Raw genomic sequence first — 22,764 nt, 5'->3', positions numbered from 1 at the left:
ATCAATAGAGCGTGACAAAGGGCTGGAACAGCAGGCCGGTCGCCCTGAAATGCTCGACCAGTTCAATGGCCGGGAAAATGGCAAGGAAATAGAGCCCGTCGTAGAACGTGCGCTTCAGGGCCCGCGTTGAGAACTGCAGCTCGTCGAGGTCATGGTATAGCAACGGGTTCGGCCAGAACCGAGGCGTGCTGCGGGCGTAGGCAACGTAGGCGGGGCCGAACTTGCCCAGCAGGAATTCGGCTTCCTTGCGCGCCGTGACCCGGAAGATGAAAAAGCTGGCAAGGCCGAGCGCCACGGCGGCCAGCAGGGAGCCGTAGATCAACCCGACACCGACTGCCCCGACCGTCGAGAAGAAATAGAGCGGGTTCTGCATTATCGAGAACGGTCCCGCCGACACCAGTTCCTGGTTCTTCTTGGCGCCGACATAAAGGATGCTCCAAAGCCGCCCCGCAACGCAGACGAGCACCAGGCAAAAGCCGAAGAGTTCGAGCGTTTCATGTCCGTTCGAACCCTCGATCAGGGCTGGTTTGGCAACCAACAGAAGCAGCACCGCGAGCACCGCCGCGGCTCGCACGAAGATCAGCCGCTTGCGCTGGACGAAGGCTTCTGAAACCGGCTTGAGGGAAGCGTAGGTCATCGCGTTTTCCTTGGGGTCCTGACAAACCCAGTGTGCACTGGGGCACGACATTGATGGCGGATGCAAGGCAATGGCCTTCTATCGGCGCACGGCGAGGCGTTCGTAAAGGCCTTTTGCGCGGCCTGCAGCCATTCTTACGAAATTGTAAGCTGCCGGACAGGCGAGTGTGATTTTCCTTGCCTAGGATGCCGGCTCGTTTCCGCTGGCCGGGTTCGAGCGGCGCGGCGACGGCTTTTCGCTCGATGGACGGTCATGGGCAGACAATTCCGCGAACCATCAGTCCCAGGACGCCCGCCATGCTCTCGCCCAACACGCACCCCGCCGAACCGAGCCACAACAGGGTTCCGGACGTCACCCTCGATTTCTGGCTGATCAAGCTGATGGCGGTGACCATGGGCGAAACGGCGATCGACCTTCTTGCCGTCAACCTCGGGCTTGGACTGACCGTCACCTCGCTGATCATGACCGCCGTCCTGGCCGTCGCCCTTGTGCTGCAGTTCGCACGGAAACGCTACGTGCCCTGGACCTACTGGCTGACAGTGGTGCTGATCAGCGTCGTCGGAACGCTGATCACGGACAACCTCGTCGACGATTTCGGCGCCCACCTGCAGACGACGGCGATTGCTTTCTCGGTCGTGCTCGCCGCGACATTCGCGGTCTGGTACGCCAGCGAGCGAACGCTATCGATCCACACCATCTTCACCACCAGGCGCGAGATCTTCTACTGGCTGGCGATCCTCTTCACCTTCTCGCTCGGCACAGCCGCCGGTGATCTCGTCATCGAGACCTTCGAGTTGGGCTATCTGGCCACCGGCCTGCTGTTCGGCGGCATCGTCGCGCTCATCGCGCTTGCCTACTACTTGCTCGATCTGGACGGCATCCTGGCCTTCTGGCTCGCCTATATCCTGACGCGGCCGCTTGGCGCCTCCCTCGGCGACCTGATGTCGCAGCCGGTCGAATATGGCGGCCTCGGTTTCGGCACCATCTTCACCAGCCTGATCTTCCTTGGCTGCATCATTGCCCTTGTCCTCTCCATGACGCTGCGGGAGGCGGTCGACGAGGCCGAGGAAATCCTGCTGGAGTCGGATTAGGACAAAACTTCGCCAGAAAACCGGACCATGAACCCGCTGCGAGCCGCCGCGGGTTTCAGGCTCGTGATATCCTAGGAACGGATCCATGCCGGTGCTAGCCTATCCCCGATCTCGGCAACCACCCGGAACAGCCATGCGACTTCTTCTTGTCGAGGACGACCTCAAGACGGCCGACTACATCGTCAAGGGATTGACCGAGGCCGGTCATGTCTGCGACTTGCTGCGCAACGGACACGACGCGCTTTTCGCGGCGGCCAGCGGCGGCTATGACGTGATCGTGGCCGATCGAATGATCCCCGGTCTCGACGGCCTGTCGATGGTCAAGGCGATCCGCGCGGCAGGCGTGCGGACCCCGGCGATCTTTCTCACCTCCGTCGGCGGCATCGACGACCGCGTCGAGGGTCTCGAGGCGGGTGGCGACGACTATCTGGTCAAGCCCTTCGCCTTTTCAGAGCTGCTTGCCCGCATCAACGCGCTTGGCCGCCGGCCGGCCGCGCAGGAGCAGAAGACCGTTTTGCGGGTTGCCGATCTCGAGATGGATCTGATCATGCGGCGCGTCACCCGGCAGGGCCATCCGATCGACCTGCAACCGAGGGAATTCAGCCTGCTGGAAGTGCTGATGCGCGGCGAAGGACGCGTCGTCACCCGCACCATGCTGCTGGAGCGCGTCTGGGATTTTCACTTCGATCCCAAGACCAGCGTGGTCGAGACCCATATCAGCCGGCTGCGGACAAAGATCGACAAGCCGTTCGAAGCCCAGCTCATCCACACGGTCCGCAACACCGGTTACAGTCTGCACGCACCGCTTGCGCCATGACGGGTACAAGAGCCCGTCTGCTGCGCAGCACGCCCTTCCGGCTTGCCCTGACATTCGCCTTCCTGTTCGTGCTGGCCTTCGTGCTGTCGGGCGCAATCGTCTACCAGATGATGAGCGCCGATCTTGCCGAACGGCTCGATGAAGCCATCAAGGAAACCTACTCGGTCGTGGCGGCGACCTATGAGACCGATCCCGAGGACCTGATCGCAACGGTCGAGAGCCATTCGCAGCTCAGCCCGAAGAAGGAGCAGCTCTTTTCGCTCACCAACCCTGCCGGAAACCACGTGGCCGGCAATTTCACAGCGGCGGGCCTTCCCGACGGATTCTCGATGTTCGACGCCGTCCTGCCCGGCGTGCCTCCCGGCACCGAGTACCGCGCCTATTCCGGCTCAATCGGCGGAAACAGTTTGACGGTCGCTTTCAGCCTTTCGGAAACGGAGGAGCTGGAGACGGTGGTGCTGATGAGCTTCGGCTGGGGAACGCTGATCATCACCGGGCTGGCGGTTGCCGGCGGCGCCCTGCTTGCCACGCGCGTCCAGCGCCGTCTCGACGGCATTGCCGCCACGATGGTGGACGTCTCGCATGGTCGGCTGGATGCCCGCATCCCGCTGACCGGCAATGCCGACGATATCGACGTCGTGTCCACCCAGGTCAATGCGGCGCTCGACCGCCTGTCGGGGCTGGTCGAAGGCATGAGGCTGGTCAGCGCCAACATCGCGCACGACCTGAAGACACCACTCAACCGCCTGCAGATGATCCTCGACACCGCGTCGGAAAGGAACCTGTCGGGCCAGGAGGTCTCCGACGAACTGGCGGAGGCGCATGCGGAGAGCCTGCAGATCAACGCGACCTTCGACGCGCTGTTGCGGATCGCCCAGATCGAGGCTGGCGCGCGCAAGGCGCGGTTTACCGATGTCGATCTCGGCGAGGTGGTGGAAACCATCGCCGAAATCTACGCCGACGTCGCCGAGGACGATGGAAAGTCCTTGTCGGCGACGGTGCTCCATGGAAGCCAGATCCATGGAGACCGCGAGCTGCTGACGCAGCTGTTCGCCAATCTCGTGGAAAATGCCTTGCGGCACTGCCCCGCAGGGACCGCCATCGAATTGTCGGTGACCCCGCAGGCCGACCATATTCTTGCGAAGGTCAGTGACAACGGGCCCGGTATTCCGGCCGACGAGCGCGACAAGGTGTTTCAGCGGCTGTATCGGCTGGACAATAGCCGGTCGACGCCCGGCAGTGGCCTTGGCCTCAGCCTGGTGCGAGCCATCGTCGACCTGCATGGGGCGACAGTCGTCCTCGAAGACTGCCGACCCGGGCTGGCGGTAACCGTGAGTTTCCCGAGAGCCAAACCATCGGCCGCATAGACGTACCCGCCCCAGCTGGCGAGAACCCGGGCCGCATCGCGACTACCACATCCACAGCGTCTGCCAGTGCTCATGCGGAGAGGATCCATTTCCGGACATAACAATCAGCAGAAGAATGATGATAAAAAGCACCAGGGAGGTGGTTATCCATATCTCTTTGCTGGTTCCGCTGGAGTCACTTCTGTACAACATGTGCGAGACCCGAACCCAGAACGTCATTGTAATTTCTATCTACGGGTTTTCGACTTTTGCCGAATATATTCTACCGCAGATCAGGCGTCGATATACGCTGTCAAACATACAGGAGATTTGCCGGGTTCTTACAAATCGGTAAGCGAAAAGCGCTGAACGTTCGCGTCGATCAGGTCCGCACGTGTCGACGGGGAAAGTGCCGCGACGGTGCCGTCCCCGCAATCACCACCGGATTGATCAGCGGTCGATGCGCGTCGACAGGATGATCGACGACAGGGTCCGCTCGACCCCTTCCATGGCGCCGATCTGGTCGAGCAGCAGATCGAGATCCCGGATCGACGGCGCATCGACGATGACAATCATATCGAAATTGCCGCTGACGGAATGCAGCGTCCTGACCGGCGCCAGCGCGCGCAGGCCGCGCACCACCTTGTCGGCGAGCTTGGGCGTCACGGTGAGCAGCACATGCGCCCGCACCAGACCCTGCTCGTAGTCCGGCCCCAGCCTGACGCCATAGCCGGTGATGATGCCGCGCTGCTCCAGCCGCTCGATCCGGCTTTGCACCGTTGTCCGTGACACGCCAAGCTTCCGCGCGAGTTCGGCGGTCGAGGCGCGCGCATTCTCGCGCAGCAGGGAAAGCAGGGCTTGTTCGGCATCGCTCAGCATTTCGACGATTCCTGTCGGCAGATCGCACAATCAGAGTTTCGTTTCGAACAATTCCACGCTTCCTTTCGACGGGCAAGCTGCGATCCTTGTGCATGTCGCCCAAAAGTACACCCACGGGCCCGACCCGGGGGTGTGCAGCGGTTTTGGGACAACGACCTGCATAAACAAAAACAGCAAAATCAGTTTCGCGCGAGGGATCGGTCATGAAGAAAATTGTTGTTGTCGGCGCCGGCAAGATCGGCTCGACCATTGCCGGGATGCTTGCCGGTACGGGTGATTATCAAGTCACCCTGGTCGACCGCTCCGCGACGCAACTCGCCGCGGCGGAACTGCCTGCTGCGGTCGCCACGCTGGAACTCGACATTGAGGCATCCGGCACGCTCGAAGCGGCATTGGCCGACAAGTTCGCGGTGCTCAGCGCCGCCCCGTTCCATCTGACGACGCGCATCGCCGAAGCGGCGGCCAGCGCCGGCGTGCACTATCTCGATCTCACCGAGGATGTCGTCAGCACGCGGCGGGTCAAGGAACTGGCCCGCTCGGCCAGGAGCGCCTTCATCCCGCAATGCGGCCTTGCGCCGGGCTTCATCTCGATCGTCGCCAATGATCTGGCCAGCCGCTTCGACACGCTGGAGAGCGTGCGCATGCGGGTTGGCGCCCTGCCGCAATATCCCTCCAACGCGTTGAACTACAATTTGACCTGGAGCACCGACGGCGTCATCAACGAATATTGCGAGCCTTGCGAGGCGATCGTCGAGGGCGAGCTGGTCGAGGTGCCGCCGCTGGAGGAGCGCGAGGAATTCTCGCTCGACGGCGTCACCTACGAGGCGTTCAACACGTCCGGCGGGCTGGGCACCTTGGCGGAGACGTTGAAGGGCAAGGTGCGAACACTGAACTACCGCACGATCCGCTATCCCGGCCACGCCGCGATCATGAAGGCGCTGCTCAACGATCTTGGGCTGCGCCACCGCCGCGAGGTGCTGAAAGACATCTTCGAGAGCGCCCTGCCGGCGACGCTGCAGGACGTGGTCATCGTCTTCGTCACTGTCTCGGGCCGCAAGAACGGCCGCCTGCTGCAGGAGACCTACGCCAACAAGATCTACTCCAGGCGCATCGGCCAGACGGTGCGCAGCGCCATCCAGATCACCACCGCGTCCGGCATCTGCGCCGTGCTCGACATGCTCGCCGATGGGACCTTGCCCGCGACCGGGTTCGTCAGACAAGAAGACATCGCGCTCGACGCCTTCCTCGCCAACCGCTTCGGCCGCGCCTACGCGCAGCACGAGATGGAGAGCCGGCTCGCGAGCTGAGCAGCGTGGCCTTCCCTTCCCCCCCATGTGGGGGAAGGTGGATCGGCGCGCAGCGCCGAGACGGATGAGGGGTGTTGGACGGAGAGCGGTCGGTGCCAAGTTGGAGCACCCCTCATCCGTCGCCTTCGGCGACACCTTCTCCCACAGAGGGAGAAGGGGGGAGCTCTAAATATGCAGCGCGTGCCCGAGCGCCTTCAGCGCCGCTTCCTGGAACCCTTCGCCTTGCGTTGGATGCGCGTGGATCGTTCCGGCGATATCCTCCAGCCTCGCCCCCATCTCAAGCGCCAGGCCGAACGCCGTCGATAGCTCCGACACGCCCTGTCCGACCGCCTGGATGCCGAGTACCAGATGGTTGTCCGCGCGGGCGACAACGCGGACGAAACCGTCCTCGCCCAGCCTCGTCATCGCCCGGCCGTTGGCGGTAAAGGGGAACATCCCGATCTTGATCTCACCCTGGCTCTTGGCCTCTTCCGGCGACAGACCAGCCGTCACCAGCTCGGGATCGGTGAAGCACACGGCTGGAATGCAGCGTTTGTCCCAGCTGCGCTTGTGGCCGGCCACGATCTCGGCGACCATCTCACCTTGCGCCATCGCCCGGTGCGCCAGCATCGGCTCGCCAGTGACATCGCCGATAGCGAAGACGCCGCGCATCGAAGTGCGGCACTGGTCGTCGATGCGGATGAATTTGCCGGCCCTGTCGAGGTCGATCTGGTCGAGCCCCCAGCCTTCGGTCACCGGTTTGCGGCCGACCGTCACCAGGATCTTGTCGGCGGCCACCTTGGCGCTCTTGCCGTCCGATGTCTCGACCAGCAGCGCGTCGCCTTTGCCCGCTTGTCCCTGGGTCGACAGGCCCTTGGCCTTGGCACCTAGCATCACCTCGATGCCGAGTTCGGCCAGGCGCTTGACCACAGGCCGGGTAAGCTCGGCGTCGTACTGCGCCAGCACCCGCGGCAAGGCCTCGACCACGGTCACCTTGGCACCCATTTTTGCGAAGGCCATGCCGAGTTCGAGGCCGATATAGCCACCGCCGACGACGGCGAGCCTTTTCGGCACCTCGCTAAGCGCCAGGGTCTCGGTGGATGAAATCACCGGTCCGCCAAACGGCAGGGACGGCAGTTCGACCGGCGCCGAACCGGTGGCGATCACGATCGTCTCGGCGCGGATCACTTGCATGCCGATCTCGGTCTCGACCTCGACGGTCTTGCCATCGCGGAACGTCGCCCAGCCCTGAACGGTCTTCACCCTGGCCTTCTTGAGCAGGCCCGCCACGCCGCTGTTGAGCCGGCTGACGATGCCATCCTTCCAGGCCACGGTTCTGGCAAGGTCGAGCACGGGTGCCGAGACCGAGATGCCGAGCGGGCTGTTGCCGCCGGCCATGTGCGATACCTTCTCGAACTCTTCCGCCGCGTGGATCAGGGCCTTGGACGGAATGCAGCCGACATTGAGGCAGGTGCCGCCAGGCTTGCCGGCCTCGACGATCACCGTGTCGATGCCGAGCTGGCCGGCACGGATGGCGCAGACATAGCCGCCGGGACCGGCGCCGATGACGAGCAGCTTGCAGGAGATTTCTTTCATGACGACTGCTCCCCTTCGGCGAAGGCCGCGACGCGCCTTTTCCTTTCCCCCTTGTGGGGGAAGGTGGATCGGGGCGATAGCGCCGAGACGGATGAGGGGTGTTCCACCGAAGTGAGGCGTTGGCATTCCCTGGAACACCCCTCATCCGTCGCCTCCGGCGACACCTTCTCCCACAAGGGGAGAAGGGGGAGCCCACACACCAGCGCCGGCAACTTCCTCTTGATCAACTCCATCACCCTCAATCCACGAAAATCAGCGCTGGCGTTTCCAGCAGCGTCTTGATGCGCTGGATGAAGACGGCAGCGTTCCAGCCGTCGATGACGCGATGGTCGAAGCTGGAGGACAGGTTCATCATCTTGCGTGGGATGAACTGCGTGCCGTCCCACACCGGCCGTACCATCATCTTGTTGACACCGATGATCGCCACTTCCGGATGATTGATTACCGGTGTCGTCGCCACGCCGCCCATGGCACCAAGCGAAGTGATGGTGATGGTCGAGCCGGACAGCTCGTCGCGGGTCGCCGTGCCGGACTTGGCCGCCTCGGCAAGCCTGATAACCTCGGCGCCGCAGTCCCAGATGTCGCGCGCCTCGGCATGCTTGACCACCGGCACCACCAGCCCCGACGGCGTCTGCGCGGCAATGCCGATATGGATGCCGCCATGCTGGTGGATGATGCCGGCCTCGTCGTCGAACAGCGAATTGAGATTGGGCTGGTCAGCGATTGCCTTGACCATCGCCCGCATCAGGAACGGCAGCAACGTCAGCTTCGGTCTTTCCGCCCCCTTGTCCGCGCGCTTTTCCTTGTTGAGCGCGGCGCGCAGGTCTTCCAGCGCGGTAACGTCGATCTCCTCGACATAGGTGATGTGCGGGATGCGCGATTTGGACAGCGTCATCCTCTCGGCGATCTTGCGCCGGAGCCCGACCACCTTGATGTCCTCTACCGTGTCGTTGCGGGCAAGGCCGGGGGCCTTGGCGACTTGCGGACCGCGGGCCAGATAGGCCTCGATGTCCTCGTGGCTTATGCGGCCGGCTGGGCCGGTCCCTGCAACCTGCCTGAGATCGATGCCAGCCTCTTTTGCGCGCAGGCGCACAGCCGGCGACGCCAGCGGTTTCTCACCCTCCAGACGCGGCGCGCCGGAGACGGAAGGCTGCTGCGCGTTTTTCACAACGGCCGCAGCCGGCTTCACGTCCGTTGCGCTGGTTTTTGGCGCAGTCCTCGCGGTTGGCGCAACGGCTTCGGGCTTCGGCGTCGGGAGTCTCGCCGTAGCTTCGGCGGCCACCGCTTCCACCTCGCCGCCGCTCTGCGGCTTCGCATTGCCCTCGCCCGCCACCTTCAACCGCACGATGGGCGAGCCGATCGACACCGTGTCGCCGATCTCGGCGCCCAGCCACAGGATTTGGCCATCGACGGGCGATGGAATTTCGACTGTTGCCTTGTCGGTCATGACGGCGGCGAGCACGGTGTCCTCGCGCACGATATCGCCGACCTTGACATGCCACTCGACGAGCTCCGCTTCGGCGACGCCTTCGCCGACATCGGGCAGCTTGATGACGTGCTCGCCCATCTCAGGCCTCCATGGTTTCAAGCAGAGCGCGGCCAACCCGGGCGGGACCGGGGAAATAGTCCCACTCCTGCGCATGCGGATAAGGTGTGTCCCAGCCGGCGACCCGCGCCACCGGCGCCTCCAGATGGTAGAAACAGTTCTCTTGCACCAGCGCCGACAGCTCGGCGCCGAAGCCGGAGGTCAGCGTCGCCTCGTGCACGATGACGCAGCGCCCGGTCTTCTTGACCGACGCCACGATGGTATCGAGATCGAGGGGCAGCAGGGTTCTCAGATCGATGATCTCGGCATCGATACCGGTCTCCTCGACGGCGGCCTGCGCGACATAGACCATGGTGCCATAGGCGAGCACGGTGATGGCAGAGCCCGTCCTGCGGATCGCGGCCTTGCCGAGCGGTATCGTGTAGTGGCCGTCGGCGACCTCGCCGAGCTCATGCTTCGACCATGGCGTCACCGGCCGGTCGTGATGGCCGTCGAAGGGGCCGTTGTAGAGCCGCTTGGGCTCGAGGAAGATCACCGGGTCCGGATCCTCGATCGCGGCGATGAGCAACCCCTTGGCATCATGTGGGTTGGACGGCACCACGGTCTTCAACCCCGACACATGGGTGAACAGCGCTTCCGGACTCTGGCTGTGCGTCTGGCCGCCGAAGATGCCACCGCCGGTCGGCATCCGCACCACGATCGGACAGGTGAAATCGCCGTTCGAGCGGTAGCGCAGCCGGGCCGCTTCCTGGGTCAGCTGGTCGTAGGCCGGATACATGTAGTCGGCAAACTGTATTTCCACGCAGGGCTTCAGCCCGTAGGCGGCCATGCCGATGGCCGAGCCGACAATGCCGGATTCGTTGATCGGCGCATCGAAGCAACGGCTCTTGCCGTATTTGGCCTGCAGTCCCTGCGTGCAGCGGAAGACGCCGCCGAAGAAGCCGACATCCTCGCCGTACACGACGACTTTGTCGTCACGTCCCATCGACACATCCATGGCGTCGCGGATTGCCTCGATCATGGTCCGTCTTGGCATGGCTCAGACTCCCGCCTGCTGGCGCTGGCGCCGCAGATGCGGCGGCATCTCGGCATAGAGGCCCTCGAACATGTCGCGCGTCGACGGCTTGCCGCCGGCATGCAGCGTGCCGTGGCTTTCGGCTTCCTTCTGCGCCGCGATCACCGTGTCGAGGATTTCCGCCTCGGCCTGCGCGTGGCGCTCGTCCGACCAGACGCCGAGCCGGATGAGATGGTTCTTCAGCCGCACGATCGGATCGCCGAGCGGCCATGCGTCGGATTCGGTTTTCGGCCGGTAGGCCGAAGGATCATCCGAACTCGAATGCGCGCCGGCGCGATAGGTGACATATTCGACCAGCGTCGGCCCGAGATTGCTGCGCGCCCTGGTCACCGCCCATTTGGCCACCGCATGGACGGCAAGATAATCGTTGCCGTCGACGCGCAGCGACGGGATGCCGAAGCCGAGCCCTCGCGCGGCGAAGGTGCCGGAGCCGCCGCGCGCGATGCCCTGGAAGGTCGAGATCGCCCACTGGTTGTTGACGACATTGAGCACCACGGGCGCCTTGTAGGTGGAGGCAAACACCAGCGCCGAATGGAAGTCGGACTCGGCGGTCGAGCCGTCGCCGATCCAGCCGGCGGCGATGCGCGAATCGTTCGAGATCGCCGAAGCCATCGCCCAGCCGACCGCCTGGATGTACTGCGTCGCCAGATTGCCGGAGATCGAGAAGAAGCCGTGCTCCTTCGACGAGTACATGACCGGCAATTGCCTGCCCTTCAGCGGGTCGGCCTCGTTCGAATAGATCTGGTTCATCATCGTGACCATCGGATAGTCGTCGGCGATGAGCAGGCCGGCTTGGCGGTAGGTGGGGAAGTTCATGTCGCCCGGGCTAAGCGCCTTGCGGAAGGCGCAGCTCACCGCCTCTTCGCCCAGATGCTGCATGTAGAACGACGTCTTGCCCTGGCGCTGCGCCATCTGCATGCGGGCGTCGAAGGTTCTGAGCGTCATCATGTGGCGAAGGCCAGCCAACAACTCGTCATCGGAAAGCAACCCCGCCCACGGGCCGACGGCTTCGCCGTTGCGGTTCAGCACCCGGATGATCGAGAAGGCGAGGTCGCGGATCGTGCGCGGATCGACATCGATCTCCGGGCGCGGCACCGAGCCGGCCTTCGGGACGGTCACATTGGAAAAGTCAGGCGTTCCGCCCGGCCGCACCTCCGGTTCCGGAACGTGAAAACGCAACATTCCAGCATCGGTCATGACCTTTGTCCTCCAATGTTGCCTGGGGCGGATATTTGCATATCCGCGCGGCCAGACCAGTGCGAATTCGTCGGGCAAGCCTTCGGGCTTCGGTCCCGGCCGCACCGGCCGATGCAGCCTCCCGTGCACAAGATGAAGATATGTCCGCGAAATTTCTTGTCGATGTTGGCGGGAGGCGCGCAATTAGGCGCAAGGTTGAGCAAGGTTTCCGGTCAGATAAGGTGATTGGTTGCAAGGCCTGGGTTCCTCGCCCTCACTTTCACACCTCCGGAAGGAGAGGAAGGGCGCCAAGGTTGGCGAATTCGCGCCTTTCCTCTCCCGTCGATCGGGGAAGAGGAACGCAGGATGGAAGCCGTTCACTCCAACCCCGCGTCATGCTAACCAGCAGCCATGGCACAGAAGAAAGCTTTCGAGGTCGATTCGTGGCTCGCGAAGCCTGACACACGCATCTCGATCGTCCTGCTCTACGGCCCCGACCGCGGGCTGGTCGCCGAGCGCGCAAAGGCCTTTGCCGAAAAAACCGGCCTGCCGCTCGACGATCCGTTCTCGGTGGTCCGGCTGGAAGGCTCGGAGGTTGACCGCGACGAGGGCCGCCTGCTCGACGAGGCGCGCACCGTGCCGATGTTTTCGGAGCGGCGCCTGCTGTGGGTGCGTAACGCCAGCGGCCAGAAGGCGCTGGCCGACGACGTCAAGGCGCTCACCGCCGAACCGCCGCGCGACGCCATCATCGTGATCGAGGCCGGCGATCTCAAGAAGGGCGTCGGGCTGCGCGCTGTCGTCGAAGCGGCGGACAACGCCATGGCCCTGCCTTGCTATGCCGATGAAGCCAGGGATATCGACGCGGTCATCGACGATGAACTGCGCAAGGCCGGCATGTCGATGACCATGGAGGCGCGACAGGCGCTGCGCCGCAATCTGGGCGGCGACCGGCTGGCCTCGCGCGGCGAAATCGAGAAGCTCATCCTCTATGCCCATGGCCAGAAGGATATCGGGCTGGAAGAGGTCAAGGCCATGTCGGGTGACGTGTCCGGCGCGTCCTTCGACGACGCGGTCGACGCGCTTCTCGAAGGCAAGGTCGGCGACTTCGACGCCGCCTTCACCCGCCATTGCCAGTCCGGTGGCCCGCCCTTCCTGGTCCTTTCATCCGCGATGCGGCAGCTGCAGCAAGTCCAGGCCATGCGCGGCCAAATGGATTCGGGTGGCCGCAACGCGGCATCCGTCGTCGCCGCCGCCCGTCCGCCGGTGTTCTTCTCGCGGCGTAAGCTGGTGGAGAAAGCGCTGGAGCGCTGGAGCAGCGAAGCGCTCGGCCGCGCCCTGACTCGTTTGCAGACCGCCGTGCTGCAGACGCGGCGACGGCCGGACCTTTCGGTGGCACTGGCAAGGCAGGCGCTGCTCGGTATTGCGGTGGAAAGCAGCCGGCTGGCGCAGCGGTAGGAGAGCGATCCTTCCCTTTTCGGCGCCGGGCGCTGCCTCCATTGGTCAATTCATGATCATGGCGCCCACCGGCTGGAAGGTTGGCAGCGCCCGTGGAAAGACCAGCACCGCCGCGCCATAGAGGAGCAGAGCGACACCCGAGGCCTTTGCGATCCCCTCTCCTGACGGGAGGGTCTTTTCCGCAAAGATTAGCAAGGTGACCACGGCCATTGCGGCGACGTTCATGATCCCGAGTGGAAAGAGGGCGAGAAACAAAAGCCAGCAGCAGCCCAGGCAAAAAAGTCCATGCTCCAGGCCCATGCGAACCGCGCCCCAGTAACCATCGCGCCATGAGGTCAGGATGAAGCCAATCGGCGTGCGGCATTTGGCCAGACACAGATCTTTCAGTGGGGAGAGTTGATAGGCGCCCCCAATCATCAGCAGTGCGCCGCCAATGCGCGCGGCCGTCGCCATGGACAATCCCACATGCCCGGCAAGCGTCTCCGCACCCGCCGCACCGGCAAAGGCGACAACGCCCGTCACGCCCCAAACCAGCATGTAGCCGGCTACGAACACCCAGCTCGAGACAAAGGTCTCGCCCCGGCCCTGTTTGCCGGCCTGGACCTGGTGAAACGTCAGGATCATGGGCGCGGCCGTCGGAAACATCATGGCAATCATCATGATCAACCAGACGGCAAGAAACATCGGCGCCTTCATGCCCATGGTGAGTGAGTACATTTCCATGCGCATGTCCGCGTCCATGCCCATCTGCTGCCAGATAAGCAGGGTCCACGCCGCCGCGGCGATAGCGATCAGCAGCGCGAGAATGATGTTTCGCTGCAACGTCGGCGCCATGGACGACTACGTTCCCACTGTACGGCCAACGGCTAGTGCTGGCCGGACCAATTGATCGGCGCGTAATGTCCGTTTCGGCGGGAATTGTCCCAGCTCATGCCATGGTCGCTGAATGTACTTCCTTCCGCCCCCATTGCCAGGGCGAGCCAGTCGGGATTGACAGGATGGCCGGTGGCCGCCCACATCTGCCCGTCCTCGCGCATTGTCGGCAGCGGCTCGACCGCCATCTGCATGACGCCCGCAATCTCCGCCGAACGTTTCTTGCCGTCTATCCGGTAGCTTATCGGTACCTTCCTGGCACCGAGATTCGTGCCAATCATCGGTGCCAACACCGCCATGGGGCCTCCCGCGGCGCCAGTGAAGATGGCACCTAGCGCCTCTGTTTGCCCGTCATCGGCCCGTTCGTCGATATAGGCTGCGGCCGTCCAATTGCCGTTCGCCATCGGACCCGGCGTGTGAGCAACCATCACGACACTGAGCCCATCCAATCGAACGTCGCCGTAATTGCCATTATCGACATGAAAGACCAATCCGACGTCGCAAACGCCTTTCGTCGGTTTCGATGTCAACTGCGCGTTGGTGGACAGCAGGCAAGGACATACGACATCGCAGCTACAATTTTCGAAGTAACTTCCGGACAATTGCCAACGGACTGCCATTTGCACCTCCCACTTGCGTCAGGCGCGTCGGCATATCGCTTTGGCGAGGCGGTGCCATTGGCAAATAGCCCTCGCCGCGACTGATCGGCACGCTGGGCAGAGAATTTAAGCCATATCTAATTTAGGTTACGCCGTTGCCCGGTACTGTCAAGTCGCGAGCGCCAGGGCCTGGCGACAGTCGAAAGCGGCGGTGATGAGCGATCCCGCCCTTTGGGTGCTTTTGGGGAGATTGGAAGCTCGACCGTTTTCGCCTGTCGCCAGCGCCGGAAAAGCAGAAGGGCCGGCAGCAAGCCAGCCCTCTATCGTGTTCTCATGCGAATGCCAAACAGCTTCAATCGGTCATACTTGATCTCAAGTCCAGAGATAATTTGCCGGCTAAATACATTGCCTACTGCTCGTCCTTCAGCCGCCGGCAGAGCTCGTCGAGCTGGTCCAGCGTCCGGTAGCTCACCCGCAGCACGCCGCCGCGATCCTTGTGCTCGATCGTCACGATCATGCCGAGCGTGTCGGTCATCAGCTTTTCCAGCGCCAGTGTATCGGCATCCTTGTCCGGCGCGCTCGGCGCGGACTTGGCCTTGGCGGGCGTCGGGCCGGCCGGCATCTGTGCCAGCGCCTCGGCCTGGCGCACCGAAAGTCCTTCTTCGACGATGCGCTTGGCAAGTCCGGCCGGATCCTCCGCCGTCACCAGTGTGCGGGCATGGCCCGCCGACAGCGCACCGTCGACCAGCATGTCGCGGATCACGTCCGGCAGCTTCAGCAGCCGCAGCGTGTTGGCGACATGGCTGCGGCTCTTGCCGATCACCTGGCCGAGATCGGCCTGGGTGTAGCCGTGCTCGTCGATCAGCTGCTGGTAGCCGAGCGCTTCCTCGACCGCGTTGAGGTCGGTGCGCTGGACGTTCTCGATGATCGCCAGCTCGAGCGCCGTGCGGTCGTTAACCTCGCGGATGATGACCGGGATCTCGCTCAGCCCGGCGCGCTGCGCCGCCCGCCAGCGCCGCTCGCCGGCAATGATCTCATAGCGGCCGGCCTGGGTCGGCGATGGCCGCGCCACCACCGGCTGCACGATGCCGTGTTCGCGGATCGACTGCGCCAGATCGGTCAGTTCGGCGTCGCCGAAATGCCGGCGCGGATTTTTCGGATTGGGGCTCAGGAACTCGATCGGCACCTTGCCGTCGGCGCTCATACCAGGCTTTTCCGGTGCCATCGGGCGATCGATCTCGCCGATCAGCGCTGCCAGCCCGCGGCCCAGTCTTTTTCTCGAAGGGTCTTCGCTCATCTTTATTCCAGGTCCCGGATCGTTTCGGTATCGAATCGGCTTTTTGGTCTATGCATCCAGCCTAATCAAGCTGCGCGCAATTTACGCTCGCGACGGATCACTTCCGATGCCAGTTGCAGATAGGCCTGGCTGCCCGAGCATTTGAGGTCGTACAGGATCGCCGGCTTGCCGTAGGACGGCGCCTCGGACACCCGCACATTGCGCGGAATGATGGTCTCGTAGACCTTGTCGCCCATATGGGCGCGGACATCCTGCACCACCTGGTTGGCGAGATTGTTGCGGCCGTCATACATGGTCAGCACGATGCCCTGGATGGTGAGATCCGGATTGATCGAACGGCGAACCTGCTCGACGGTTTCCAGCAACTGGGAGAGGCCTTCGAGCGCGAAGAACTCGCATTGCAGCGGCACCAGCACAGAATCGGCCGCGGCCATCGAATTAAGCGTCAGAAGGTTGAGCGACGGCGGGCAGTCGATCAGCACATAGCCGAAGCCGGCCGAACGCGCCGAAGCGGCACGCAAGGCGTTGCGCAACCGCAGGACCCGGTCCGGCGCCGACGCGATCTCCATTTCGATGCCGAGCAGGTCGAGCGTCGATGGCACGATCGACAGACCCGGCACGGCGGTCGGGATGGCTGCCGCTTCCAGCTCCAGCTCACCCGTCAGCACGTCATAGGACGAGACCGTCCGATCCTTGCGGTCGATGCCGAGGCCGGTGCTGGCATTGCCTTGCGGATCGAGATCGACGATCAGCACCTTTTCGCCGATTGCCGCCAGCGCCGTGGCCAGATTGATGGCGGTGGTCGTCTTGCCGACGCCACCTTTCTGGTTGGCTACGGTGATGATTCGGGGGCCATTTTTCATCATGGGTCTATGCCAGAAATTCATATCGAGGTCGCCAAGCAAAAATCAGACAGGCCGCAAGTTGGACAGCTCAAGGATGACGCCGCCAGCGTCGGTCACGCTTGGATGTTCTACCAGATCGAAGGACCATCGGTGAACGCTTTCTTGCACTTCGGCGCGGTAATCCCGGCCTTTGTGGAACAGCCCGCGCGCGCCTGATGTCAGCCATGGCGCCGACAGGTCCAGCAAGGTCGAAAGTGGGGCCAACGCCCGCGCTGTGACGATTTGTGGTGTCGAAACAAGCTCATGGCTATCATCGATGCGACGCGCCACGACCCGCGCCGGCAGGTTGAACTGGCCGACGACGGCCTGCAGGAAGGATGCCTTCTTGCGGTTGCTTTCAACCAGATCGATGCTGGCGTCGTCACGTTCGGCCAGCAGGAAGGCCATGACAAGGCCCGGAAATCCGCCGCCCGAACCCAGATCGACCCAGCGCGTGGCGGAAGGCTCTATGCGCCCGAGCTGCGCACTGTCCAGGATGTGGCGCTGCCAGACATCTCCGGATGTCGACTGCGCGACGAGATTGATGCTGCGGTTCCACTTCTGGAACATCTGCTCGAACGCCACCAGGCGATCGAATGTTTCACGTGAAACCGGGCCTGCCACGTCCTGCAGGCTCTTCCAGGAGAAAGAGCTCACGCAACGTCCCTCTGTGCATTCTCCTGATGTCGGACATGCGCGACAATGATCGCCAGCGCCGCTGGCGTCATGCCCTCCATGCGCTGGGCATCGGCGATGGAGCGCGGCCGCCGCGCCTGCATCTTCTGCTTCAGCTCGTTAGACAGCCCCGGCACACCGGCAAAGTCGACGGTCTCGGGAATCAACCGGCTCTCTTCATGCCGGATCTGTGCGACGTCCGTCTTCTGTCGATCGAGATAGACCGAATATTTCGCTTCCGTTTCGAGGCGCTCCGCCGTCTTGGGGTCGATCGCCGCGAATTTCGGGTCCACGCTGGCCAGCCAGGCGACGTCGACATTGGGATAGGCCAGCAATTCGTAGCCCGAGCGGCGAACGCCGTCGCGGTTGATTTCCAACCCGTGACGTGCCGCCTCATTGGGGGTCATGGCCAGCGCCAGGGACAGCTCCCGCGCTGCGTCGAGCCGCTGCATCATGTCGCCGTAGCGCTGCATTCGTTGCGCCGACGCAATTCCCAGCTTCGCGGCGAGAGGCGTCAGCCGCTCGTCCGCATTGTCGGCGCGCAGCGACAGCCGGAACTCGGCCCGCGAGGTGAACATCCGGTAGGGCTCGCTGATGCCACGGCTGGTCAGGTCGTCGACCATCACGCCGATATAGGCCTCGGTGCGGCTGAGCACGACCTGCTCGCCGCCTGACGCACGCCGCGCCGCATTGAGGCCGGCAAGCAAGCCCTGCCCAGCCGCTTCCTCGTAGCCAGTCGTGCCGTTGATCTGTCCGGCAAGAAAGAGGCCACCAACGCGCTTCGTCTCGAGCGTCTGATGCAGTTCGCGCGGATCGACATGATCATACTCGATGGCATAGCCGGGCTGCAGCATGACAGCGCGTTCAAGTCCGGGAATGGTTTTCAGGATACCGAGCTGCACATCCTCGGGCAGCGAGGTCGAGATGCCGTTGGGGTAGACGGTGTCGTCATCCAGCCCTTCCGGCTCCAGGAAGATCTGGTGCCCGTCCCTGTCGCCGAATTTGACGATCTTGTCCTCGATCGACGGGCAATAGCGCGGTCCCACGCCCTCGATCGAGCCGGAATACATGGCCGACCGGTTAAGATTGGCGCGGATCAGGTCATGCGTGGCCGCAGTGGTGCGGGTGATGCCGCAATCGATCTGCGGCGTCTCGATACGATCAGTCATCAGCGAGAACGGCACCGGATCCTCATCCGCCGCCTGGCTCTCCAGCGATGCCCAATCGATGGTGCGCCCGTCGAGCCGGGGCGGTGTGCCGGTCTTCAACCGACCGAGCTTGAAACCGACCCGTGTCATCGTTGCCGACAGGCCAACGCTGGCTTGCTCATTCATGCGGCCGGCGACAATCTTCTTCTCGCCAATATGAATGAGCCCGCGCAGGAAGGTTCCGGTGGTCAGGACCACCGCACCGCAGGCCAACCTGCGGCCACCGGCAAGCAGAACAGCAGCGATTCGGCCCTCGTCGATTTCAAAATCGAGAACCTCGCCTTCAACAACGTCGAGATCGTTCTGCTGCCGAATCGCTGCTTGCATGGCAAGGCGATAGAGCTTCCTGTCGGCCTGCGTGCGGGGGCCGCGCACCGCAGGCCCCTTGCGGCGGTTCAGCAAGCGGAACTGGATGCCGGCGGCATCCGCCACCCGGCCCATCAGGCCGTCCATGGCGTCGATCTCGCGAACCAGATGGCCCTTGCCGAGCCCACCGATCGCCGGATTGCAGGACATCACACCGATCGTGTCGAAGCGCAGCGTCACCAGCGCGGTCCTCGCGCCAGCGCGCGCGGCGGCACTGGCCGCCTCGCAACCCGCGTGGCCGCCGCCCACCACAACCACATCATAGTGATCGGTCATTCCAAATATCCCGGACTCAAAGATTCGATCGACACATGTCCTCGCGAGACCGTGCTGTCAAGAAAACTCGGCGCATCGTTTCACGTGAAACAGCGTCGTGGCTCGTCTCTATGTTTCACGTGAGTCGCGATCCGCCCCAATGTTTCACGTGAGTCATCCAAACGCGTCTTCGGGCGAGCGGATGTTTCACGTGAGTCATTTCCCGATACAGAACTGCGAGAAGATGACGTCGAGGAGGTCCTCGACATCGACGGCGCCAACGATCCGGCCAAGACGGTCGGCGGCGAGCCGCAACTCCTCGGCGCGCAGTTCTTGCCCGACGGCCTGGTCGCTGGTCGCGCGAAGCAGATGGCGGTTCGTTTCGCCGAGCAATTCAATATGGCGCAGGCGCGACGGCAGAATATCGCCGGCGCTGCCCGCCGCGCCGGCGGCGCGTTGGCCGATCTCCGCGAGCAGTGCCTCGACGCCAATCCCCCCTAAGACTGAAATGACAAGATCATAGTTTCCAGCCGCATCCGCGGCCGCCTGCCCCTCCAACAGGTCGAGCTTGGTGCCAACCCGCAAGGCCGGTATAGCGGCCGGCATGGGACCGACATCCCTGGGATCCGCCAAGTCTTGGAGCAACAGCAAAAGATCGGCACGATCCGCCTTGGCTCTCGCCTTCTCGATACCAATCGCCTCGATCCTGCCCGGCGCATCGCGCAGCCCGGCCGTGTCCGTCAGCCGGACGCGCAGGCCCTGGAGATCCAGCGTCACCTCGAGCAAATCCCGCGTCGTGCCTGGCTCATCCGTTACTATAGCTGCATCCCGCCGCGCCAAAGTGTTGAACAGACTCGACTTGCCGGCATTGGGCGCTCCCAGAATAACCACCTCGAACCCGTCGCGGATGATTTCGGCAGCTCGAAATCCGGCGATGTGGCGGTCAATCTCGGCGATCATCATCCGGACGTCAGACCAGACCGTATCCGAAACGGAACCCGGAACATCGTCCTCGTCGGCAAAATCGATCTCAGCCTCGATCATCGCGCGGGCATGGATCAGCCGCCGCCGCCAGCCGAGATAGAGCTCGCTCTGGGCGCCCTCGGCATTCTGGATCGCGAAGCGCCGCTGCGCCTCGGTTTCGGCGTTGACGAGATCCGCCAGCGCTTCCGTTTCAACCAGGTCAACCTTGCCGTTGAGGAAGGCGCGACGCGTGAATTCGCCGGGTTCCGCGTGCCTGACGCCGTCAAAACCGGCGATCGTCTCCAGCATCCTGGCCACCACGGCCCGCCCGCCATGGACATGGAACTCCGCCACATCCTCGCCGGTGAAACTCGCGGGGCCAGGGAAGAAGACAACCAGGCCACTGTCGAGCACGGTTCCGTCGGGCGCCCGCAGTCTGCGCAGAACCGCCGCGCGGTCCTTAACCATGCCGCCACAGATCGTTTCGACTACGAATCGAGTCTGCGGGCCGGAAATGCGAATGACGGCAACGCCGGCGGGTAGCCGGCCGCTCGACAGCGCAACGATCGAATCCCTTGAAATCATTTGCCCGCTCTATCGAACCGCCCTAGCTTCCGCCCCATTGCGAACCGAGTTGCCGATGTGACATTGCCCGCACAAAACCTGCTTGCCGACGAGGCCAGCCCCTATTTGCAGCAGCACAGCGGCAACCCCGTGCACTGGCGGGCCTGGTCGCCGGCTTCGCTCGAGGAGGCAAAGGCCCTGGACAGGCCGATCCTGCTCTCCGTCGGCTATGCCGCCTGCCATTGGTGCCACGTCATGGCGCACGAGAGCTTCGAGAATGACGACGTCGCCGCCGTCATGAACCGCCTGTTCGTCAATATCAAGGTGGATCGCGAAGAGCGCCCCGACATCGACCAGATCTACATGGCGGCGCTCACCTCGATGGGCGAGCAAGGCGGCTGGCCGCTGACCATGTTCCTGACGCCGGACGGCAAGCCGTTCTGGGGTGGAACCTACTTTCCGCGCGACCCGCGCTACGGCCGCCCGGGCTTTGTCCAGGTGATGGAAGCAGTCGACAAGGCCTGGCGCGAGAAGAGAGCCAGTCTGAACCAGAGCGCCGACGGGCTGACCACGCATGTTGGGGCGCGGCTCGCCGGCGCGCATGCAGCGACGGAGCTTGATCGCGATACGCTGGCAAAGCTGGCCAGTGGGATCGACGGCATGGTCGATCGCGATCTCGGCGGCCTGCGCGGCGCGCCGAAATTCCCGAACGCGCCATTCATGCTCACACTTTGGCTGTCCTGGCTGCGGGACGGCAACGCCACGCATCGCGACGACGTCCTCATCAGCCTCGAACAGATGCTGAGCGGCGGCATCTACGACCACATTGGCGGCGGGCTCAGCCGCTACTCGACCGACGCCGAGTGGCTGGTGCCGCATTTCGAGAAGATGCTCTACGACAACGCCCAGCTCATCCGTTTGTGCAACTGGGCCTATGCCGCAAGAGGCAATGATTTGTTCCGGATACGAATCGAAGAGACGGTTGAATGGCTGCTGCGTGAAATGCGCGTCGACGGCGGCGCCTTTGCCGCCAGCCTCGACGCCGATAGCGATGGCGAGGAGGGACTTTTCTACACCTGGGACAGCCAGGAGATCGAAGCTGTCCTTGGTGACGATTCTGTCTTGTTTTTCAAATACTTCACCCTCTCCAGCCCGCATGGCTGGGAAGGCAAGCCGATTGTCCATCAAAGCCGGTCCCAGCAAACACAAAGTGTGGCCGAAGGTGAACGGCTCATGCCGCTCAAGGCCAAGCTTCTCGCGGTGAGAGAACAACGGGTCAGGCCAGGCCGCGACGCCAAGACCCTGACCGACTGGAACGGCCTGATGATCGCGGCCCTTGCCGAGGCCGGTCGGTCGCTGGCGCGGCGCGACTGGATCGACGCGGCAGCAAAGGCCTTCGCCCATATCAGCGCCGCCAAGCGAGGCGACCGCTTGCCGCATTCGATGCTCGGCGCCAGGAAATTGTTCCCTGCTTTGTCCAGTGACTACGCTGCCATGACCAACGCGGCGATCTCGCTGTTCGAAGCCACCGGCGATTGGAGCTATGTCGATCAGGCTGGCCAGTTCATCGAGCAGCTCGACCAATGGCACGCCGACGCCGAGAAGACCGGTTATTATCTGACGGCTTCAGACAGCACCGACGTGCCGATCCGCATCCGGGGCGATGTCGACGAGGCTATCTCCTCGGCAACCAGCCAGATCATCGAGGCAATGGTCCGGCTGGCGTCAATCACCGGCAATCTTGACCTGCAGGAAAGAGCCTGGAAAGTCGCCGAGCACGCGGCTGGTCGCGCGGCGCAGCAGAGCTATGGTCAAGCCGGCATCGTCAACGCCTGCGCTTTGGTAATCGAGCCGCTGAAGCTTGTGCTGATAGATGATCCGACGCAGTCGATACTTGTTCCGGTTGCGAATCGAAGCCCGGACCCCCGGCGTATCGACATCGTTGTATCGATCGGTTCGGAAGCGAATCGACCCTTGCTGCCCGGCGGTATCCTGCCGCCGACCGACAAGGCCGGCGCCTGGCTATGCACTGGTCAGGTCTGCCTGCCCGTCGTGACGGATCCCGAAGAGCTCGACCGCCTTCTGCGCCGCCAATAGCGTCAGGTTGCTTCGGCTTCCGCAGGCGATTCCGAAGGCAACGCTGTTTGAAGAAATAGTCCCCGTCCGCCTGGCATCG

The 22,764-nt window shown here is 63.4% G+C and carries 19 protein-coding genes; 6 read left to right on the top strand and 13 right to left on the bottom strand.

The window, feature by feature from the left end:
- Position 1: 1 nt before the first annotated feature.
- Positions 2-637 (bottom strand): methyltransferase family protein, encoded by a 636-nt coding sequence (locus BLS48_RS05115; RefSeq protein ID WP_091575913.1) that lies wholly within the window; start codon positions 635-637, stop codon positions 2-4.
- A 296-nt stretch (positions 638-933) separates the two neighbouring features.
- Here BLS48_RS05115 and BLS48_RS05110 point away from each other — a divergent pair, with 296 nt between their 5' ends.
- From BLS48_RS05110 to BLS48_RS05100, 3 genes are all read left to right on the top strand, one after another.
- A complete protein-coding gene (locus BLS48_RS05110; protein WP_091575912.1) occupies positions 934-1,728 on the top strand; it encodes a COG4705 family protein in 795 nt (264 codons plus the stop codon).
- Between the two features lie 133 nt (positions 1,729-1,861).
- Positions 1,862-2,545, top strand: coding sequence for a winged helix-turn-helix domain-containing protein (locus tag BLS48_RS05105; RefSeq protein WP_091575911.1), 684 nt, complete (start codon positions 1,862-1,864; stop codon positions 2,543-2,545).
- Positions 2,542-3,912 carry a HAMP domain-containing sensor histidine kinase gene (locus BLS48_RS05100; protein WP_091575910.1) on the top strand — a complete coding sequence of 457 codons (1,371 nt, stop codon included), beginning with the start codon at positions 2,542-2,544 and terminating at the stop codon, positions 3,910-3,912. Before BLS48_RS05105 ends, BLS48_RS05100 begins: the two co-directional genes overlap by 4 nt.
- A gap of 429 nt (positions 3,913-4,341) precedes the next feature.
- Here BLS48_RS05100 and BLS48_RS05095 read toward each other — a convergent pair whose 3' ends face one another.
- A complete protein-coding gene (locus BLS48_RS05095) occupies positions 4,342-4,770 on the bottom strand; it encodes an Lrp/AsnC family transcriptional regulator (RefSeq protein ID WP_091576218.1) in 429 nt (142 codons plus the stop codon).
- A 203-nt stretch (positions 4,771-4,973) separates the two neighbouring features.
- On the opposite strand from BLS48_RS05095, the gene BLS48_RS05090 reads away from it, so the two are divergent.
- The gene (locus BLS48_RS05090) at positions 4,974-6,077 is read left to right on the top strand and encodes a saccharopine dehydrogenase family protein (protein WP_091575909.1); all 1,104 of its coding nucleotides are present in this window, start codon (positions 4,974-4,976) and stop codon (positions 6,075-6,077) included.
- A gap of 165 nt (positions 6,078-6,242) precedes the next feature.
- Here the strand turns inward: BLS48_RS05090 and lpdA are convergent, their stop codons facing one another.
- From lpdA to BLS48_RS05065, 4 genes are all read right to left on the bottom strand, one after another.
- Positions 6,243-7,652 (bottom strand): dihydrolipoyl dehydrogenase, encoded by a 1,410-nt coding sequence (gene lpdA, locus BLS48_RS05085; RefSeq protein WP_091575908.1) that lies wholly within the window; start codon positions 7,650-7,652, stop codon positions 6,243-6,245.
- A 238-nt stretch (positions 7,653-7,890) separates the two neighbouring features.
- Positions 7,891-9,219: a dihydrolipoamide acetyltransferase family protein gene (locus BLS48_RS05075; RefSeq protein WP_091575906.1), complete on the bottom strand. Its 1,329-nt coding sequence runs from the start codon at positions 9,217-9,219 to the stop codon at positions 7,891-7,893.
- A 1-nt stretch (position 9,220) separates the two neighbouring features.
- On the bottom strand, positions 9,221-10,234 hold the full coding sequence (locus BLS48_RS05070; RefSeq protein ID WP_091575905.1) for an alpha-ketoacid dehydrogenase subunit beta: 1,014 nt from the start codon (positions 10,232-10,234) through the stop codon (positions 9,221-9,223).
- A 3-nt stretch (positions 10,235-10,237) separates the two neighbouring features.
- On the bottom strand, positions 10,238-11,470 hold the full coding sequence (locus BLS48_RS05065) for a 3-methyl-2-oxobutanoate dehydrogenase (2-methylpropanoyl-transferring) subunit alpha (protein WP_091576217.1): 1,233 nt from the start codon (positions 11,468-11,470) through the stop codon (positions 10,238-10,240).
- A gap of 390 nt (positions 11,471-11,860) precedes the next feature.
- On the opposite strand from BLS48_RS05065, the gene holA reads away from it, so the two are divergent.
- A complete protein-coding gene (gene holA, locus BLS48_RS05060; RefSeq protein WP_091575904.1) occupies positions 11,861-12,904 on the top strand; it encodes a DNA polymerase III subunit delta in 1,044 nt (347 codons plus the stop codon).
- Positions 12,905-12,949: 45 nt separating this feature from the next.
- On the opposite strand, the gene BLS48_RS05055 is transcribed toward holA, so the two are convergent.
- The 7 genes from BLS48_RS05055 to mnmE form a co-directional block, all read right to left on the bottom strand.
- Positions 12,950-13,738 (bottom strand): DUF2182 domain-containing protein, encoded by a 789-nt coding sequence (locus BLS48_RS05055; RefSeq protein WP_091575903.1) that lies wholly within the window; start codon positions 13,736-13,738, stop codon positions 12,950-12,952.
- 32 nt (positions 13,739-13,770) lie between these two features.
- Complete coding sequence (locus BLS48_RS05050; RefSeq protein ID WP_091575902.1) at positions 13,771-14,397, bottom strand: DUF1326 domain-containing protein; 627 nt, start codon at positions 14,395-14,397, stop codon at positions 13,771-13,773.
- A gap of 388 nt (positions 14,398-14,785) precedes the next feature.
- Positions 14,786-15,673, bottom strand: a complete 888-nt coding sequence (locus tag BLS48_RS05045; RefSeq protein WP_091575901.1) for a ParB/RepB/Spo0J family partition protein — start codon at positions 15,671-15,673, stop codon at positions 14,786-14,788.
- A gap of 65 nt (positions 15,674-15,738) precedes the next feature.
- Positions 15,739-16,539, bottom strand: a complete 801-nt coding sequence (locus tag BLS48_RS05040; RefSeq protein WP_091575900.1) for a ParA family protein — start codon at positions 16,537-16,539, stop codon at positions 15,739-15,741.
- A 42-nt stretch (positions 16,540-16,581) separates the two neighbouring features.
- Positions 16,582-17,214, bottom strand: a complete 633-nt coding sequence (rsmG, locus tag BLS48_RS05035) for a 16S rRNA (guanine(527)-N(7))-methyltransferase RsmG (protein ID WP_091575899.1) — start codon at positions 17,212-17,214, stop codon at positions 16,582-16,584.
- A complete protein-coding gene (mnmG, locus tag BLS48_RS05030; RefSeq protein ID WP_091575898.1) occupies positions 17,211-19,082 on the bottom strand; it encodes a tRNA uridine-5-carboxymethylaminomethyl(34) synthesis enzyme MnmG in 1,872 nt (623 codons plus the stop codon). Before mnmG ends, rsmG begins: the two co-directional genes overlap by 4 nt.
- 195 nt (positions 19,083-19,277) lie before the next feature.
- The gene (mnmE, locus tag BLS48_RS05025; RefSeq protein ID WP_091575897.1) at positions 19,278-20,609 is read right to left on the bottom strand and encodes a tRNA uridine-5-carboxymethylaminomethyl(34) synthesis GTPase MnmE; all 1,332 of its coding nucleotides are present in this window, start codon (positions 20,607-20,609) and stop codon (positions 19,278-19,280) included.
- 57 nt (positions 20,610-20,666) lie between these two features.
- Here mnmE and BLS48_RS05020 point away from each other — a divergent pair, with 57 nt between their 5' ends.
- Positions 20,667-22,685 (top strand): thioredoxin domain-containing protein, encoded by a 2,019-nt coding sequence (locus BLS48_RS05020; protein ID WP_091575896.1) that lies wholly within the window; start codon positions 20,667-20,669, stop codon positions 22,683-22,685.
- Positions 22,686-22,764 lie beyond the last annotated feature (79 nt).

It is taken from the genome of Mesorhizobium qingshengii (genome assembly GCF_900103325.1).
In the GTDB taxonomy this organism is placed as follows: domain Bacteria; phylum Pseudomonadota; class Alphaproteobacteria; order Rhizobiales; family Rhizobiaceae; genus Mesorhizobium; species Mesorhizobium qingshengii.
Note: the sequence above shows the minus strand (reverse complement) of the source record. Positions and strands in the feature narration are given on the sequence as shown.